Raw genomic sequence first — 14,290 nt, 5'->3', positions numbered from 1 at the left:
CTCCGGCTTTTAAAAAGGAGGTTATGTGTATGCTGATGCTGATCAGCGCCTTGCTTTTGGTTGTCTGTGCATTGTTCTTTTACTGGAATGGCCAAAAGATGAAAGCTCATATCAACGCGGCGATGGGGAAATGTGTGGCTATGTCCTACGGAATGGTTTCCAGTACAGCGATCGGTTTGATCGTTACGTTTCTACTGCCTGGCGACTTGGCGGTTTCGACCGTCTTGTCAGTGTTCATCAGTTTCCTGTCCGCTTTTGGGATTGGCCGGTTATTCGGTTTAGTTGGCATCATTGAAGCATCAGCTGCCAGTTTCATGGGGGCGATGATGGGGGCCATGCTCGCAGCGATGGTACCGCCAGCGCGTGAACTATTCATCGTTATATCAATGGACCTCTTTTATGTTTTTGTTGTTTTCGGCCTCCTCTATATAATGGGGCAGGAAGCGGCGAAAACGGCGAATGTGAAACGGAACCTCAGGCTTTTGCCGTTTGCCATGGTTTTGCTCTCTGCTGTCTCTGCAGCGGGAATCCTGAGTGCCGCTGGGGTGGATGCAACCGGAAACGAAGAAAGCGGAAATCATTCGCATGTCCATCCGTAACACACGGTTCAAATTATCACCAAAGTCCAATAAAAATTTCCATGTGGTAAAAAGGAGGAGTTAACATGATCGGTAAAAAAAGCTGCCAGTTTTTCATTGCTTTCCTTGCCGCTGTTCTGCTATCGGTCTTTTTTGGAGCGGCAAGTGCCTTTGCTGCGGCACCGGCTGTGCAAGTCGACAGTGGTGACACGACTTGGTTGCTTGTTGCAACAGCGATTGTCATCTTCATGCACGTTCCGGGCCTTGCGCTTTTCTACGGTGGCCTGGTAAGCGACCGGAATGTCGTCTCCACGATGATGCATAGTTTCGTCAGCTTGCTCGTTGTTACGATTGTTTGGGTGCTGTGGGGATATACGCTGGCATTCGGAACGGACATCGGCGGCTTTATCGGCGGCTTCGATTATCTCGGATTCCAAGGTGTAGGGCCTGAAGCGGCATTTGGAACGTACACCATTCCGCATTATATATTTGCGATGTTCCAATGTGCGTTTGCGGCGATTACTGTCGCCATTATTTCAGGCGGCATTGCCGGGCGCATCTCATTCCCTGCCTGGATTTTGTTCAGTGCCGTCTGGGTAACCGTCATTTATGCCCCGATGGCCCACTGGGTATGGGGAGGCGGCTGGCTGGCGCAGCTTGGCGAACTCGACTTTGCCGGGGGAACCGTTGTCCACATTTTGTCAGGTGTCAGTGCGCTGACTGCGGCAATCGTCATCGGACCGCGTTTCGAGCATTTGAAAAAGTCACATTCTCCGCATAACATCGTCCTGTTCCTGATTGGGGCTGCGACGCTTTGGTTTGGCTGGTTCGGATTTAACGCCGGCAGCGCACTGGGTGCCAATGGCTTGACGGCGTTGGTTTTTGCCAATACACAAATCGCTGCGGCGGCCGGCGGGCTTGGATGGCTGTTCGTCGAATGGAGCATCCGCCGCAGACCGACTCTTGTCGGCACTGCCACCGGCGCCATTGCCGGCCTCGTCGGCATCACGCCAGCGGCTGGATTTGTCACAGTGCCGGCCGCTTTGATCATCGGCCTGATTGCTGCCCCTGTCAGCTATTTCGGCATTCATTTCGTGAAATCGCGCTTCAAGTACGATGATACGCTTGACGCATTTGGCGTCCACGGGATTGCGGGGATTTGGGGAGCGCTTGCGACCGGGTTGTTTGCGACGACCGCTGTTAACGAAGCAGGAAAGAACGGCTTGTTTTACGGCAATCCGGAACTGCTGATGCATCAGGCAATCGGAGTCGGGACCGCACTGGTCCTTGGCTGTGCAGGCACATTCCTCATTTTGAAAGGCATTGGGCTGTTCATGCCGCTGCGCGTGTCAAGAGAGGAAGAAGAAATGGGCTTGGATATCAGTTTCCATGAAGAACCGGCCTACAGTCCATCAAACGCGGAGCCTCTGTCCATGACAGACTCCATCCAAAAGGAAGCGCCTCTGAATGCATCTTTGAAAACAGACCCGCCTGGACCTATCGTGTAAAAAATCCGGATTTCAGAAGTGAAGCTTAATGCAAAAAATCGCTGAAGACAAGCTTCTCGCCGCTTGAAGCGAGAAGTGAACCTAATTACTAACTAAAAAGCCTGTGAAGAAAAGCATTGCTTTCTTCACAGGCTTTTTAGGTTAATTTCGCTCTTTATCAACAAAATCGATATCAATCGCCATCTTCATCAAAAATCTCCCCCAACGAATAAGCAATCCGTATTCTGTGCGGCTTCCAAAAAACCGCTTGGTCGAAAACACCATGGCCGCCTATAAAGAATTCTGTGGATTGGTTCTTTTCTGCAATGGTCTCCAACTGGTCGAACAACCGGGGATTCCGTTCGAACGGCATGGTCGTCGTTGCTGACAATAATAATTTCTGTGGCTGCAGCCGTTCTACCAGGTACTCAATGGATGACAGCTTTGGGGAAGGGCCGGCGGCAATCGTTTGCCAGCCGTGCAACATCGCTTGCAGCAAAATGATGTGCAAGGGAATTTCGTGCGTTTCGTACGGCAAACAACAGCCAAGCATGAGTGGTGAACCTTCTGCGAGCTCAAAGTTTCTCCGGATCTGCACTAAGAAATCGCGGACGACCAGGCTCGTGATAGTCTCTTGGCTTTCGTCCCATTCTCCGCTTGCCCACAGTTTCCCGATTTCCAGCATCAATGGCTGGATGGTGCTGCTTAAAAACTTTTCCAATCCATGGCGGTGATGTGCTTGTTTCAATAAGAGAAACAAACCGGCCTCATCGTACATAGCCCCTTTTTTTAAAAGGGCAAGGACCTCTTCGCTTAATGGCATGTGGGGAGCAGGGGCTGGAGTCTGCTGCGACTGGAGCAAGTGCAGCGCTTCTTTCATCGAATGGCCCTGGTTCCGCAATCTGCAGATTTCCATCAAAACTCCGACGTCTTGGGATGTGTACAACCTATAGCCATTCTCGTGCCGTTTCGGGCAGATCACTCCATAGCGCTCTTCCCATTTGCGGATGACTTGCCGGGACAAACCGGTCAGTTCGGCTACTTCTTTTACAAGGAGACCATGTTCTTGGTATGTTTTCATTAGGCCTGGCCTCTTTCCTTAATGAGATCCTAGTGTTTTTACTTCTATTACCTTATACTGATGATATATAAACATTATACAAAAATTACGCACAATAAGGTTTCATATCTTCTGTTAGGGGAATTAAAAGCATTATCAAAGTGTCTTCTAGGATCAGTTGTAAAATGTTTCGGCGAAACTTTGTACAAACAAGGCATTCAACTAAAAGTGAGAATTGAGGAGATCCATGTGAAAAAGAAAGTTAGTGTTATCGGGGCGGGCGTTGCTGGACTTGCGAGTGCTTGCCGGCTGCAATGTGCTGGATATGAAGTCACGCTATATGAAAAAGAAGCGCTGCCTGGCGGAAAAATGCATAGAATCCAACAGGATGGCTACCAGTTTGACTTAGGGCCGACCATTGTGATGATGCCTGAACTTTATCGTGAAGTGTTTGAAGTATGCGGCGTCGACCCGGATGACTATATTCCGATGGAACGTCTGGACCCTATGTACAGCGTATTTTTTGAAGGCGAGAGGGACGAGCATTACGAAATCAGCTCAGATCTCATTAAGTTAACAAAAACACTCGAATCATTTGGTGAAGAGGATGCGCAAGGCTTTTTTAAATATATACAAGAGATTTACAGCCGTTTCGTCGTCGCAAAAGAGCATTTCCTTCAAAAACCTTTCCGTAAGCCATCAGATTTCTATAATCCGACGGTGCTGCGCCAAGGATTAAAATTGAAGACGTTCGACAACGCGGATACATTCATCAGCAAATACATTAAAAACGAACGTCTGAAGCAAATGATCAGCTTCCAAACCTTATACATTGGCGTTTCTCCTTATAGCGGTCCATCTCTCTACACAATGATTCCGATGATCGAATTCCTTTATGGTGTCTGGTTCATCAAAGGCGGAATGTATACGCTGGCACAATCACTTGAACGATTGTTCTTAGAAAAGGGTGGCACGGTCCATTACAATTCCCCGGTGGACGAGATTGTCATCGACAATGGCCAAGCGATAGGCATTCAGGTGAACGGTGAATTCCATCCTTCAGATTTTGTGATGTGCAATGCCGACTTCCCTTATGCCATGAAAAATCTGGTCACGGAACCGAAGGCCAAAGGGAAATACACCGATAAGAAAATCGACAGCATGAAATATTCGTGTTCTTGCTTCCTGATGTACCTTGGAATGGACAAAAAGTACGAGGAAGTGCCGAATGCCCACAACTTTATCTTCAATGAAGAACTTGAACGGAATTTAAATGATATCTTTTCAGGAAAGCGTCTCGACACAGCGTCATTTTATGTCTATATTGGTTCTAAGCTAGATCCGAGCCTGGCGCCTGAAGGGAAAGACGGATTATACATTCTTGTTCCTGTATCTGATAAATCGTGTTCCCAATATGAATGGAATGATGAAACGATCCAACATTACCGCGGCAATATATTGGATGCCTTGGAAAAAATCAAAGGCTTCGAAAATGTTAAACAGGAGATCGTCTCGGAATCGTATATGACGCCGCCTGATTTTGAACGGCGCTTTAATGCCTATAACGGAGCTACTTTCGGTCTTCAGCCAACACTTGCACAGAGCAATCATTTGCGTCCTCAAAGTAAAGCCACTCATTGCGAAAACCTTTACTTTACAGGAAGCAGCACACACCCAGGAGCTGGTGTTCCGATTGTCTTATTATCCGCACGAATCGCTACGGAAGAACTTTTGCATGACGACAAAGGAATCCTATTCCACACCCGCTGAAAGGGGAGCTTTCTATGACTGCTCAAATGTCTGTCCTAGACGACTTCGCATTTTGTGAAGAAATCATCAAACGGCACTCGAAAAGTTTTTACTATGCCTTTTCAAGGCTTCCCGAGGAAAAAGCCCGGGCTGTCTATGCCATTTACGCATTTTGCCGGACAGCTGATGATAGTGTTGATGAAAACCTTGGAAGTGCAGCTCAGTTAACGGCCTTGGACAAATTAACAGATGAACTGGATCGCTTTGGCCAAAAACAGGAAATCAACCATCCGCTGTGGCGGGCTTTGCGCGTGGTATTCAACACATACGAAATGGACCTCGAGCCTTTTTATGACCAAATCAAAGGGCAGCGGATGGACATCTCTTTTTCTGCGCCTAAAACGCTGGAGGATGTTGAAACGTACAGCTATTACGTGGCCGGTTCAGTCGGCCGCATGCTTTTGCCGATCATCGCTTCCGGTTCCAAAGTGGATTGCACGGACGCAGCGGTCAGTCTCGGTGTTGCGATGCAATTGACGAATATTTTACGGGATGTAGGAGAAGACTACCGTGAGAAAGGAAGAATCTATCTACCTGCCGAGGAACTTCAACGAGCCGGCTATCGCGTTGGCCAGTTGGCCAATGCGGAAATCACCGATAGTTTTATCCAAGTGTGGGAAGGGCTGGCCAATCGTGCTGAAGGCCTGTATGACGAGTTTCTTGAATGCGTTTCAAATTTTGACAAAGACAGCCGGATGCCCGTTCAAGTCTCCGCGCAAGTCTATCGAGGAATCCTGGCGAGTGTCCGCCAAAACAATTACGACTGTTTTGCCCAGAAAAACTTTGTGACTAAACGTGAAATGATCCGCATATTGACGGAGTCGGCCAGATAAGTAAAACGACCGTTCACTTTTATACACCGTTTCGGCCGCTTTGGGAAAAGCAAAGACAATTGCTCCTGCGCCAAGGCGGCGCCAAAATTAATGGCACGTCCTTGGCTCCCGCGACGAAGCCAGCGAAGCGATGCAGGAGCATAACTCCTTAGCGCAGCTGTTTCGCGGAATATCTGCAAAAATGAATTTCCTTAATTCAACTTATATAGAAGAAAACGATACTGAACAGAAGGCCGGTGCATGTATGGCGAATCCTAATAAATCCGTACTCGTTATTGGTGGAGGGCTCGGTGGCCTATCTGCCGCTATTTCTCTTGCTCAAAACGGGTACGCTGTTTCTTTGTATGAAAAGAACGAGCATTTGGGCGGGAAACTGAACCGGCTTGAACAGGATGGCTTCGGTTTCGACCTCGGCCCGTCCATTTTGACGATGCCGCATATTTTCGATAAGCTTTTCCGCGGCAGCGGGAAGCGGATGGCCGATTACGTACCCATGAAGCGGCTGAACCGCGAGTGGCGCTCTTTCTTTCCGGATGGCACGGTGTTGGATTTATACGGAGACCTTCGTTTGATGGAACGGGAGAATCCTTGGCTAAGCCGGCAGGATATGAAAGAGTATTATGCCTTCTTGAAATACGCGAAGCGGCTTTATGACACGACGGAAGCGGGCTACTTTGAAAAGGGCCTGGATACGACAAAAGAGGTCATTGCCAAGCAAGGAATCCTGCCGTCGTTAAAAGGATTTGACCTGACTTCAACGATGCATGGGGCGATTTCGAAAAGGATCAGCAACCCCCATCTGCGGGATATGCTTTCTTATTTCATCAAATATGTCGGCTCTTCTCCCTATAGCGCTCCTGCGGTACTGAATATGATGATTTACATGCAGCATGCCCAAGGCTGCTGGTATGTGCCGGGCGGGATGCATAAACTGGCGGAAGGCTTGACGAAGCTTGCCAAAGAAGAAGGCGTCCAGCTCCATACGGGCCTCGGTGTGATGCAAGTGTTCACAAACACCAACAAGGAAATCACAGGTGTTGAACTTGAAGACGGATCTGTGAAGACGGCCGATTACTACGTGTCGAATATGGAAGTGATCCCGTTTTATAAAAAAATGGTGGCTGCTGATAAAAAATTTGTGCAGAAGCTGGAAAAGAAATTTGAACCGGCCAGCTCCGGCCTTGTCTTGCATCTTGGGGTGAAGAAGGAATATCCTTTCTTAAACCACCACAACTTCTTCTTTTCAGAAAACCTGCATGAACAGATGGAGAAAGTGTTCAAAAAGCATGAGCTGCCGGATGATCCAACTATTTATGTTGTCAATACCAACAAAACCGATTCATCACAAGCACCTCCCGGACACGAGAACTTAAAAATCTTGCCGCATATTCCGTATATCCAAAAGAATCCATTCACACCGGAGGAGTATATAAAGTTTGAAGAACGTGTTCTTGAAAAGTTGGAGCGCATGGGCCTGCATGGGCTGCGGGAGAATATCGTGACACGCGATGTCTGGACACCCCATGATATTGAACGCACCTATGGATCCGACCGCGGCGCTATTTACGGGACCGTATCTGATAAAAAGGCAAACAAAGGCTTCAAGCACCAAAAACAGAGCGAACTTTACGACAATTTGTATTTTGTCGGAGGAACGGTAAACCCTGGCGGAGGCATGCCGATGGTCACACTCAGCGGCCAGCAAGTGAGCGATAAGATTATGGAGCGTGAAGTGGCAAGGAACCAATAAGGAATTGGTGTGGACGCAATATCCAAATCTAATCAGCGTGCCGAGGTGATTGGGAAATGCCTTTAATCGAATTATCCCTTGGATGGCTTGTGTTGGCAGATGCCGTTGCATGGACAATTTTCCAGCTCGGCATTTCTTATTGTGCTTTTAAAATTCCTTCTCACTGGTTTGTCCGCCAGAACCGGCTGTTTCGCTCCTTCCATTTTGAATTGAATGGTGATTTGTGGCAGCGGCTTTTTCGGATAAAAGGGTGGAAAGGGCGTCTCCCGGAGGGAACCATATTTTTCAAGAGTGCCTATAACAAGCAGGCACTTCACGGATTCGATACCGCATCTTTGACCCAATTCGTCATCGAATCCAGAAGAGCTGAATTGACACATTGGCTGGCGATGCTGCCGGCGCCGCTATTCTTGCTTTGGAATCCGATTGGGGCATTTTGGAAAAATGCGGTGTATGCGGTTCTGTTCAATCTCCCATTCATATTAGCTCAACGGTATAACCGGCCGCGCTTGGAGCAGTTAATCATTCAAAAACAAAACAGGTCCCGGGCGATATTGTTTCGCTGAGGGATTTTTTGTTTTGCCTCATTGTGTACGATACATGGTTTTGGGAAGGCTCCCTACTAAAGTGGAATTCAAAAAAGCCGGAGTCTCCTCTGTTTAAGAGACTCCGGCTTTTAGGATTTTATGCTTTTCTAATCGATTGTTTCTTATTGTACAAACGATTTTTTCAGTTCTTCGGCACCATCGGCTACTGCTTGGCGCGCTTCAGGGACAAAGCCCGAGAAGTTCGCAAATCCATGGATCAAATCCGCGTAGTTCTTGTGGAACACCTTCACGCCCTGGGCTTGCAGTTTTTCGGCATAAGCGATTCCGACGTCGCGCAAAGGATCGTACTGTGCTGTAAGGATGGTCGCCGGGGGCAATCCTTCCAAATTCTCGGAAAGAATCGGGGACAAGTAAGGGTGGGCCCGGTCCTCGTCGCCCTGCAAGTAATGCGTTTGGAACCAGCCCATCATTTCCCCTGTCAGCAAATAGCCTTTGGCATTCTCAGCCATGGAAGGGTAATCGGCAGCCGGACCAGCGGATGGATACAGCAGGAGCTGATGGACGATATTCGGGCCTTTTCGCTCTTTTGCAATCAGGCAAGCGACCGTCGCCAGGTTTCCTCCGGCACTATCGCCGCCGACGGCAATCCGGCCAGGGTCGATCTCGAAGTCTGCCGCATGGGACGCGATCCACTCCAGCGATTCGTACGCATCATCCACAGCCGCAGGAAATTTATGTTCCGGCGCCAAGCGGTATTCAACAGAAATCACTACACACGATGCCAAGTTCGCAAGCTCGCGGCAAATGGCGTCATGGCTTTCAATGCTGCCGAGCACCCATCCTCCTCCATGATAAAAAACAAGAGCGGGATAAGGGGCTTCTCCTTTTGGAGTATAGACACGAATCGGAAGGCTGCGCCCGGCCAGTGGAATGGTGCGGTCTTCCACTTTTTCCACCGGCTCTTTCGGCTGTGCAGCCAATTGCGAAGCTTCTGAGCGGCGCATGGCTTCAGGCGTTATTTGGTCCATTGGTATAGCGGGCATGGTGTTCAGCTGGTCTAGAAAATATTGGATTTTCGAATTTACTGGCATATTAGTTTGACCCTCCAATTTTCATTAGTTGATTCATTCTAAACTGTTTCTGGGCTTATCCAGATTATTCCTGCTAGTAGACGGAATAAAACATTTCAAGAAAAGAGTTAAAGAAAGAAAGCAGAGGCATTTCTCATATTACTTAAAAGATGTTTAATAAAATTGGCTTTGGAAGAGCAGCGGCAGTACAAAAGAGTAAAATTCAGAAAATTTCATTGACTCGGGCTTTGTGGTGCCTTAAAATAAAAAAACAAGACATCTAGATGTATAGATGAATTGAAATTGAGTCAATCGATATAACCCTGAGGAGGGTGCGCATGGGCAATTACAATACTCAGATTCCAAAGTATGTTCAAATTGCAGATAGCTTAAGAGAAAAAGCAGATGAAATGCACAAAGGAGGAAAAGAAAGATTTTTAAGCGACGATGAACTGATAAAAATGTTCGGCGTTTCCAGAATGACCATTCGCCAGGCAGTTCAAGTGCTTGTGGAAGAAGGTCTTTTAAAACGAATCCAAGGAAAAGGCACCTTTATCGTTCGAAAAGACAAGTTAAAAACAGATATCGCTAAATTGGATACTTTTTTTCAAGGGTGGTACTTTGAAAAAAACTTCAAAGTGGAGTTGCTATACAGGGGATCTGTGCCATGCCCAGAAGGAATAGACGTAAAATTAGGGGTAAAACCTGGAGATGAAGTCTATCGAGTAAAACGATTACGCCTTTCAAAGGATATCCCAGTTGTTCTTGACGACCGTTATCTTTTGAAAAAGTATGGTGAACAAATTACTGATGAAGAATATATCAATTATTCTTTCTCGCATCTATTCTTCAACAAGTTCAATATGTCCCTTTCCGAAGGGGAAATCGAAATAGAAGCGGTTCTTGCGGATCAAAAAATTTCGGAAGTTCTTGAAGTTTCTGTAGGCTCTCCTATTTTATATAGAAGTGTTGACTTGAAGGTCAAGGAAGGCTGTGTTCTGACCGGTGCTTCTTCTTACCGTGGAGACATGTACAAATATAAATCGGTGCTGAGCTTATAATGAAAAATGCATAGGTAAAAGCAACCATTATTAAGCTGGTTCAAAGTTTCATTTTTTTGTAAGGGCTTCCATTTTAGGGCAAGACAAAAATGCTGATGCAAAATTGCGTGCAGGTTCTTAAGAGTATAGCGGAGATTTAAAGCATTTCCACCTTGATTTTGAAATACTCTCACTCAATAAAAAATAGAAATATATGAAGGAGGAAAATATGTTTTATTCTATATTAATTCTACTGGCTATTGTTTTAGCGATTTATCTAGGTGAAAAACTCGATATAAATACGGGTTTAGTTGCTCTAGCATTCGCTTATTTAATCGGTTGCTTTGTTTTGGGAATGTCCATTGATGAGTTATTGGCAACCTTTCCGACCAAATTGTTCTTAGTCATTTTCACCTTGGCACTTTTCTTTAATTTTGCCGTAGTAAACGGCACTTTAGAAAAAATTGCTCATTTACTGCTTTATAAATTCCGAAAGCAAACGAAATGGCTGCCTTTGATTTTGTATTTTGTTACAGCATTAGTTTCAGGGATGGGGGCCGGTTTCTTCACCTCGGTGGCAGTCATGGGTGCTATTGCAATGGCATTGTGTAAAACATCAGGAGTGAACAAGTTGCATGCTTCATTCGCAGTTTCGTTGGGGGCGCTGTCCGGCGCGAATTTTATGTATAGTGCACATGGGGTGCTCTTCAACTCTTTGCTCAGTGAAACCGAAGTCGCTGATCAAGCAAACCTTCTGACAACGGATATCTTTATTGTTTCATTTATCTATCCGATATTTATCATGTTGGTATTGATGTTTTTTGATCGAAAAAACAATCAGGTCGCTAAATTAAATATTGAAAAAGCGGAAAGGTTTACAAAAATACAAAAAACAAACATTTTACTGATCTTTCTTCTGATGGTAACGGTTTTAGGAATACCGATGCTCGCTAATTTCATGCCAGAGAATGAAATTATCCAGTTTATTAATTCACGTACAGATATTACTTTACTGGCGGTTGTATTCGCGATAGCAGCTTACTTATTGAAACTGGCAGGAGACAAGCCGAAAGAAATAATGACAAGAATACCGTGGGGAACGTTATGGCTTGTTTCAGGGGTAGGCATGTTGATTGATGTTGCCGTTGAAGCAGGTACAATCGATTTATTGGCTTCTATGATCAATAATATGCCGGCCTTTATTGTGCCGATTGCTGTGACCATCATTGCAGGTATCATGTCAATCTTCAGCAGTACGCTGGGTGTGGTTGCGCCGCTTATGTTCCCGATGATTGCTGGTATAGCAGCTCCAACAGGCTTTAGTCCTTCGTTGATTGCGGTTGCTATCATCATTGGTGCCCAATCGACAGCTTTAGCGCCATTTTCTACAGGAGGCAGTTTAATACTCGGCAACAGTGGCTTAAGCGAAGAAAGTTCGAAGAAATTCTATAGTGATCTGCTTTATAAAGCCACGCCTATAGGTTTGGGATTTGCTATTATTGCAACAGTGATCTTGACATTTATTCTTTAGGAGGTAGTTATGCAGAAAATATTTGACTCTCATTTTCATATTATTGATCCCGAATTTCCTCTTAAAGAAAATCAAGGATTTATTCCAGATTATTTTACAGTGGATGATTATTTAAAAGAATTAAAAGAAATGTCAGTTGAAGTAACGGGTGGAGCCGTTGTGTCAGGCTCATATCAAGGGTATTATCAAGAATATTTTAAAGAGGCGATTTCGGAATTAGGCAATAATTTTGTAGGGATCACTCAACTTCCAATCGATACAACAGATGAAGACATTTTAAAATTAAATAACGTCGGAATAAAAGGAATAAGATTTAATCTATACAGAGGCTTGTCTTCTTCGCCGCAGGAAATCAAAGAGCTATCAGAGAGAGTATATAAATTGTGCGGTTGGAAGACAGAGCTTTATCTTAATTTGCAGGCAATTGATGAGGATCTGGAAAAATTAATTTTTGCACTGCCTAAGGTATCGATCGATCATCTGGGAATGCACGAGTGTCCAACCGATAAGCTGAAAAAAATTGTCAATGCAGATATCCCTATTCGTTTAACAGGCTTTGGCCGGATTGGATATGAACGTGATGAAATAAAGGAATTAATTCCCATACTGTATAGTGAAAACCCAAGCAGCCTTATATTCGGCAGTGATTTGCCTTCAACCCGAGCGAAATATCGATTCTCATATGATGACATAAAACTTGTTAAAGAAACAATTGGTAAAGAAGCGCAGGATCGAATTTTCTTCCAGAACGGAGAAAGTTGGTATCTCGATTAGAAAAGTGTAAGGAAAGATGGAAGGCGGAAACAGAACCGGATTAGGGTTCTGTTTCCGCCTCTTTTGGGATTTCAAGGCATCCAAAGCGGATTGTGCAGCAAAATAATTCCTCTCTATTGTCCCATGAAGTTAGCGAGATTCTCCAACGTGGAATTCATACCTTCGTCATGATCTTCTTTTCGGATTCCGGTCGGCACGTTTTCGCAAATGATGGTCACTTTTGTTCCTTCTTCAACTGCTTCCAAATACCAGGTCTGAACCATCTCGCCTGAAAACGCCTCGTCCTCGGAATCGAACTGACCTGCTAGCACAATTTTTGTGTCCGGGACCAGCTCCAGGAACCTGCCTTGGGTCACGTCCGTATTCTCAGAAGTCTTCCCAAGATGTACCTCATCGGTTTCATACGTAAGGGTGATCTTATAAGTTCCGCCTTCGTGAGGTTCAAATACATCCACATGGGCCGACATCCCTTCTGGCGGCAGCCATACAGCCAAATCTTCGGGATTCATGAACGCCTGATAAATGGCTTTTGGCGTTGCCTCAATCACTCTTGAAGTGGAATCTATTCTGTTGCTGGATGGATTGGTCATGATAGACAGCCTCCTGTTCTGTGTGTAGTGTAGTATACCCGCTCAGCGTTAGAAATTATTCTAAAGACAATTTATACTTTGGATAAGTACAGCTTATTTTATAGGAGGGCATGTCTTGAGAGTATCACGCAAAATGGTTGATAAGCAGTTACGGTTCAGAGGAATGCTATTAAGCCGGTTGGTGCAGAAATCGACCGAAGAAAAATTCATTCAATCGATGCAGAATTCCAAAAAGCAGATGGATAAAACGTTTAAAGGGAAAGATGTCGAAGGGCTGGAGTGCAGCGAAGTGTGGATCAGCCGGAAAGATGCTTCCAAAATTCGCGTACGCATCTACAAGCCGCTTCATCTGGAAAAAGAGGTCCCCGGCATATTGTGGATTCATGGTGGAGGCTACGCGCAAGGGGTTCCCGAGATGAGCGGGAAAATGTATAAGAAACTGATTGAAACGAGCGAATGCGTCATAGTCGCGCCTGATTACCGGCTGTCGATTGACGCGCCTTATCCGGCAGCATTCGAGGATTGCTATGAGGTGTTGTTGTGGATGAAAACCCATGCGAAAGAGCTGGGCATTCGGGACAGCCAGCTCATGGCCGGCGGGGAAAGTGCCGGCGGCGGCTTGACTGCTGCGCTTACGCTGTATGCACGAGACAAAGGCGAAGTGAACATTGCGTTTCAAATGCCGTTGTATCCCATGATCGATGACCGGATGCTGACGGAATCGGCAAGGGAAAATAACGCCTATGTCTGGAACTCGGACACCAACCGCTGGGCTTGGAAGCTTTATCTTGGAGCGTTATCTGGAAAAGAAGTGCCGGCCTACGCCGCCGCTGCACGGGAAACCGACTATCGCAATTTGCCGCCAACGGTCACGTTCGTGGGCGACATCGAACCTTTTAGAGATGAAACAATTCGATATGTGGAAAACTTGCGGAATGCTAGAGTTTCGGTCGATTTTAAAATGTTCAAAGGTGCTTACCACGGCTTTGATATTATCCATCCACAAGCGAAGATAAGCCAAGAGGCGACGGAATTTCTGATGAGCTCATTTAAACATGCGGCTGAGAATCTTTTTGCGGAGCAGAAAGAAGGAAGCGTTGAATAAAAAAGGAAATCTAAATTGTATACATAGGAAAAGCAGAGCCGAAGAGGCCTGCTTTTTTTGTGGGTTCGTGTTAAGTGGGAATAGGTGTTTAATGTGGCTTGAAGAAATTGCACGA

The 14,290-nt window shown here is 45.9% G+C and carries 13 protein-coding genes; 10 read left to right on the top strand and 3 right to left on the bottom strand.

The genetic code is table 11. The features are described from left to right. Positions 1-29 precede the first annotated feature (29 nt). Both FQV28_RS15855 and FQV28_RS15850 read left to right on the top strand, forming a co-directional pair. Positions 30-599 (top strand): hypothetical protein, encoded by a 570-nt coding sequence (locus tag FQV28_RS15855; RefSeq protein WP_146497483.1) that lies wholly within the window; start codon positions 30-32, stop codon positions 597-599. A 65-nt stretch (positions 600-664) separates the two neighbouring features. Beyond that, complete coding sequence (locus tag FQV28_RS15850; RefSeq protein ID WP_146497482.1) at positions 665-2,086, top strand: ammonium transporter; 1,422 nt, start codon at positions 665-667, stop codon at positions 2,084-2,086. A 172-nt stretch (positions 2,087-2,258) separates the two neighbouring features. Here the strand turns inward: FQV28_RS15850 and FQV28_RS15845 are convergent, their stop codons facing one another. Then, positions 2,259-3,146: a MerR family transcriptional regulator gene (locus tag FQV28_RS15845; RefSeq protein WP_146497481.1), complete on the bottom strand. Its 888-nt coding sequence runs from the start codon at positions 3,144-3,146 to the stop codon at positions 2,259-2,261. Between the two features lie 228 nt (positions 3,147-3,374). On the opposite strand from FQV28_RS15845, the gene FQV28_RS15840 reads away from it, so the two are divergent. The 4 genes from FQV28_RS15840 to FQV28_RS15825 all read left to right on the top strand — a co-directional run bounded on the left by FQV28_RS15840 (position 3,375) and on the right by FQV28_RS15825 (position 8,083). Then, entirely contained in the window at positions 3,375-4,895 is a 1,521-nt protein-coding gene (locus FQV28_RS15840; RefSeq protein ID WP_146497480.1) for a phytoene desaturase family protein, read from the top strand. 14 nt (positions 4,896-4,909) lie between these two features. Next, positions 4,910-5,767: a phytoene/squalene synthase family protein gene (locus FQV28_RS15835; protein WP_146497479.1), complete on the top strand. Its 858-nt coding sequence runs from the start codon at positions 4,910-4,912 to the stop codon at positions 5,765-5,767. Positions 5,768-6,011: 244 nt separating this feature from the next. Continuing rightward, on the top strand, positions 6,012-7,517 hold the full coding sequence (locus tag FQV28_RS15830) for a phytoene desaturase family protein (protein WP_146497478.1): 1,506 nt from the start codon (positions 6,012-6,014) through the stop codon (positions 7,515-7,517). A gap of 56 nt (positions 7,518-7,573) precedes the next feature. Beyond that, complete coding sequence (locus FQV28_RS15825) at positions 7,574-8,083, top strand: glycosyl-4,4'-diaponeurosporenoate acyltransferase CrtO family protein (protein ID WP_146497477.1); 510 nt, start codon at positions 7,574-7,576, stop codon at positions 8,081-8,083. A 143-nt stretch (positions 8,084-8,226) separates the two neighbouring features. Here the strand turns inward: FQV28_RS15825 and FQV28_RS15820 are convergent, their stop codons facing one another. Then, entirely contained in the window at positions 8,227-9,156 is a 930-nt protein-coding gene (locus tag FQV28_RS15820) for an alpha/beta hydrolase (RefSeq protein ID WP_146497476.1), read from the bottom strand. A 317-nt stretch (positions 9,157-9,473) separates the two neighbouring features. Between FQV28_RS15820 and FQV28_RS15815 the strand changes: the two genes are divergently transcribed. The 3 genes from FQV28_RS15815 to FQV28_RS15805 all read left to right on the top strand — a co-directional run bounded on the left by FQV28_RS15815 (position 9,474) and on the right by FQV28_RS15805 (position 12,480). Continuing rightward, complete coding sequence (locus tag FQV28_RS15815; protein WP_146497475.1) at positions 9,474-10,196, top strand: GntR family transcriptional regulator; 723 nt, start codon at positions 9,474-9,476, stop codon at positions 10,194-10,196. Positions 10,197-10,404: 208 nt separating this feature from the next. After that, complete coding sequence (locus tag FQV28_RS15810; RefSeq protein WP_146497474.1) at positions 10,405-11,706, top strand: SLC13 family permease; 1,302 nt, start codon at positions 10,405-10,407, stop codon at positions 11,704-11,706. A 9-nt stretch (positions 11,707-11,715) separates the two neighbouring features. Beyond that, positions 11,716-12,480, top strand: coding sequence for an amidohydrolase family protein (locus tag FQV28_RS15805; protein ID WP_146497473.1), 765 nt, complete (start codon positions 11,716-11,718; stop codon positions 12,478-12,480). Between the two features lie 113 nt (positions 12,481-12,593). Here FQV28_RS15805 and FQV28_RS15800 read toward each other — a convergent pair whose 3' ends face one another. Beyond that, positions 12,594-13,070, bottom strand: a complete 477-nt coding sequence (locus tag FQV28_RS15800) for an SRPBCC domain-containing protein (RefSeq protein WP_146497472.1) — start codon at positions 13,068-13,070, stop codon at positions 12,594-12,596. A gap of 115 nt (positions 13,071-13,185) precedes the next feature. Between FQV28_RS15800 and FQV28_RS15795 the strand changes: the two genes are divergently transcribed. Beyond that, positions 13,186-14,175, top strand: coding sequence for an alpha/beta hydrolase (locus FQV28_RS15795; RefSeq protein ID WP_186763913.1), 990 nt, complete (start codon positions 13,186-13,188; stop codon positions 14,173-14,175). The last annotated feature ends 115 nt before the right edge of the window (positions 14,176-14,290 follow it).

The sequence above is a fragment of the Planomicrobium sp. CPCC 101079 genome (genome assembly GCF_007859275.1).
Taxonomy (GTDB): Bacteria; Bacillota; Bacilli; order Bacillales_A; family Planococcaceae; genus Planococcus.
This window is presented reverse-complemented; position numbering and strand designations above follow the sequence as displayed.

Coding starts and splice junctions, on each gene's coding strand:
- FQV28_RS15855 (WP_146497483.1), top strand. CDS start 30: ATGCTGATGCTGATCAGCGCCTTGCTTTTGGTTGTCTGTGCATTGTTC.
- FQV28_RS15850 (WP_146497482.1), top strand. CDS start 665: ATGATCGGTAAAAAAAGCTGCCAGTTTTTCATTGCTTTCCTTGCCGCT.
- FQV28_RS15845 (WP_146497481.1), bottom strand. CDS start 3,146: ATGAAAACATACCAAGAACATGGTCTCCTTGTAAAAGAAGTAGCCGAA.
- FQV28_RS15835 (WP_146497479.1), top strand. CDS start 4,910: ATGACTGCTCAAATGTCTGTCCTAGACGACTTCGCATTTTGTGAAGAA.
- FQV28_RS15830 (WP_146497478.1), top strand. CDS start 6,012: ATGGCGAATCCTAATAAATCCGTACTCGTTATTGGTGGAGGGCTCGGT.
- FQV28_RS15825 (WP_146497477.1), top strand. CDS start 7,574: ATGCCTTTAATCGAATTATCCCTTGGATGGCTTGTGTTGGCAGATGCC.
- FQV28_RS15820 (WP_146497476.1), bottom strand. CDS start 9,156: ATGCCAGTAAATTCGAAAATCCAATATTTTCTAGACCAGCTGAACACC.
- FQV28_RS15815 (WP_146497475.1), top strand. CDS start 9,474: ATGGGCAATTACAATACTCAGATTCCAAAGTATGTTCAAATTGCAGAT.
- FQV28_RS15810 (WP_146497474.1), top strand. CDS start 10,405: ATGTTTTATTCTATATTAATTCTACTGGCTATTGTTTTAGCGATTTAT.
- FQV28_RS15805 (WP_146497473.1), top strand. CDS start 11,716: ATGCAGAAAATATTTGACTCTCATTTTCATATTATTGATCCCGAATTT.
- FQV28_RS15800 (WP_146497472.1), bottom strand. CDS start 13,070: ATGACCAATCCATCCAGCAACAGAATAGATTCCACTTCAAGAGTGATT.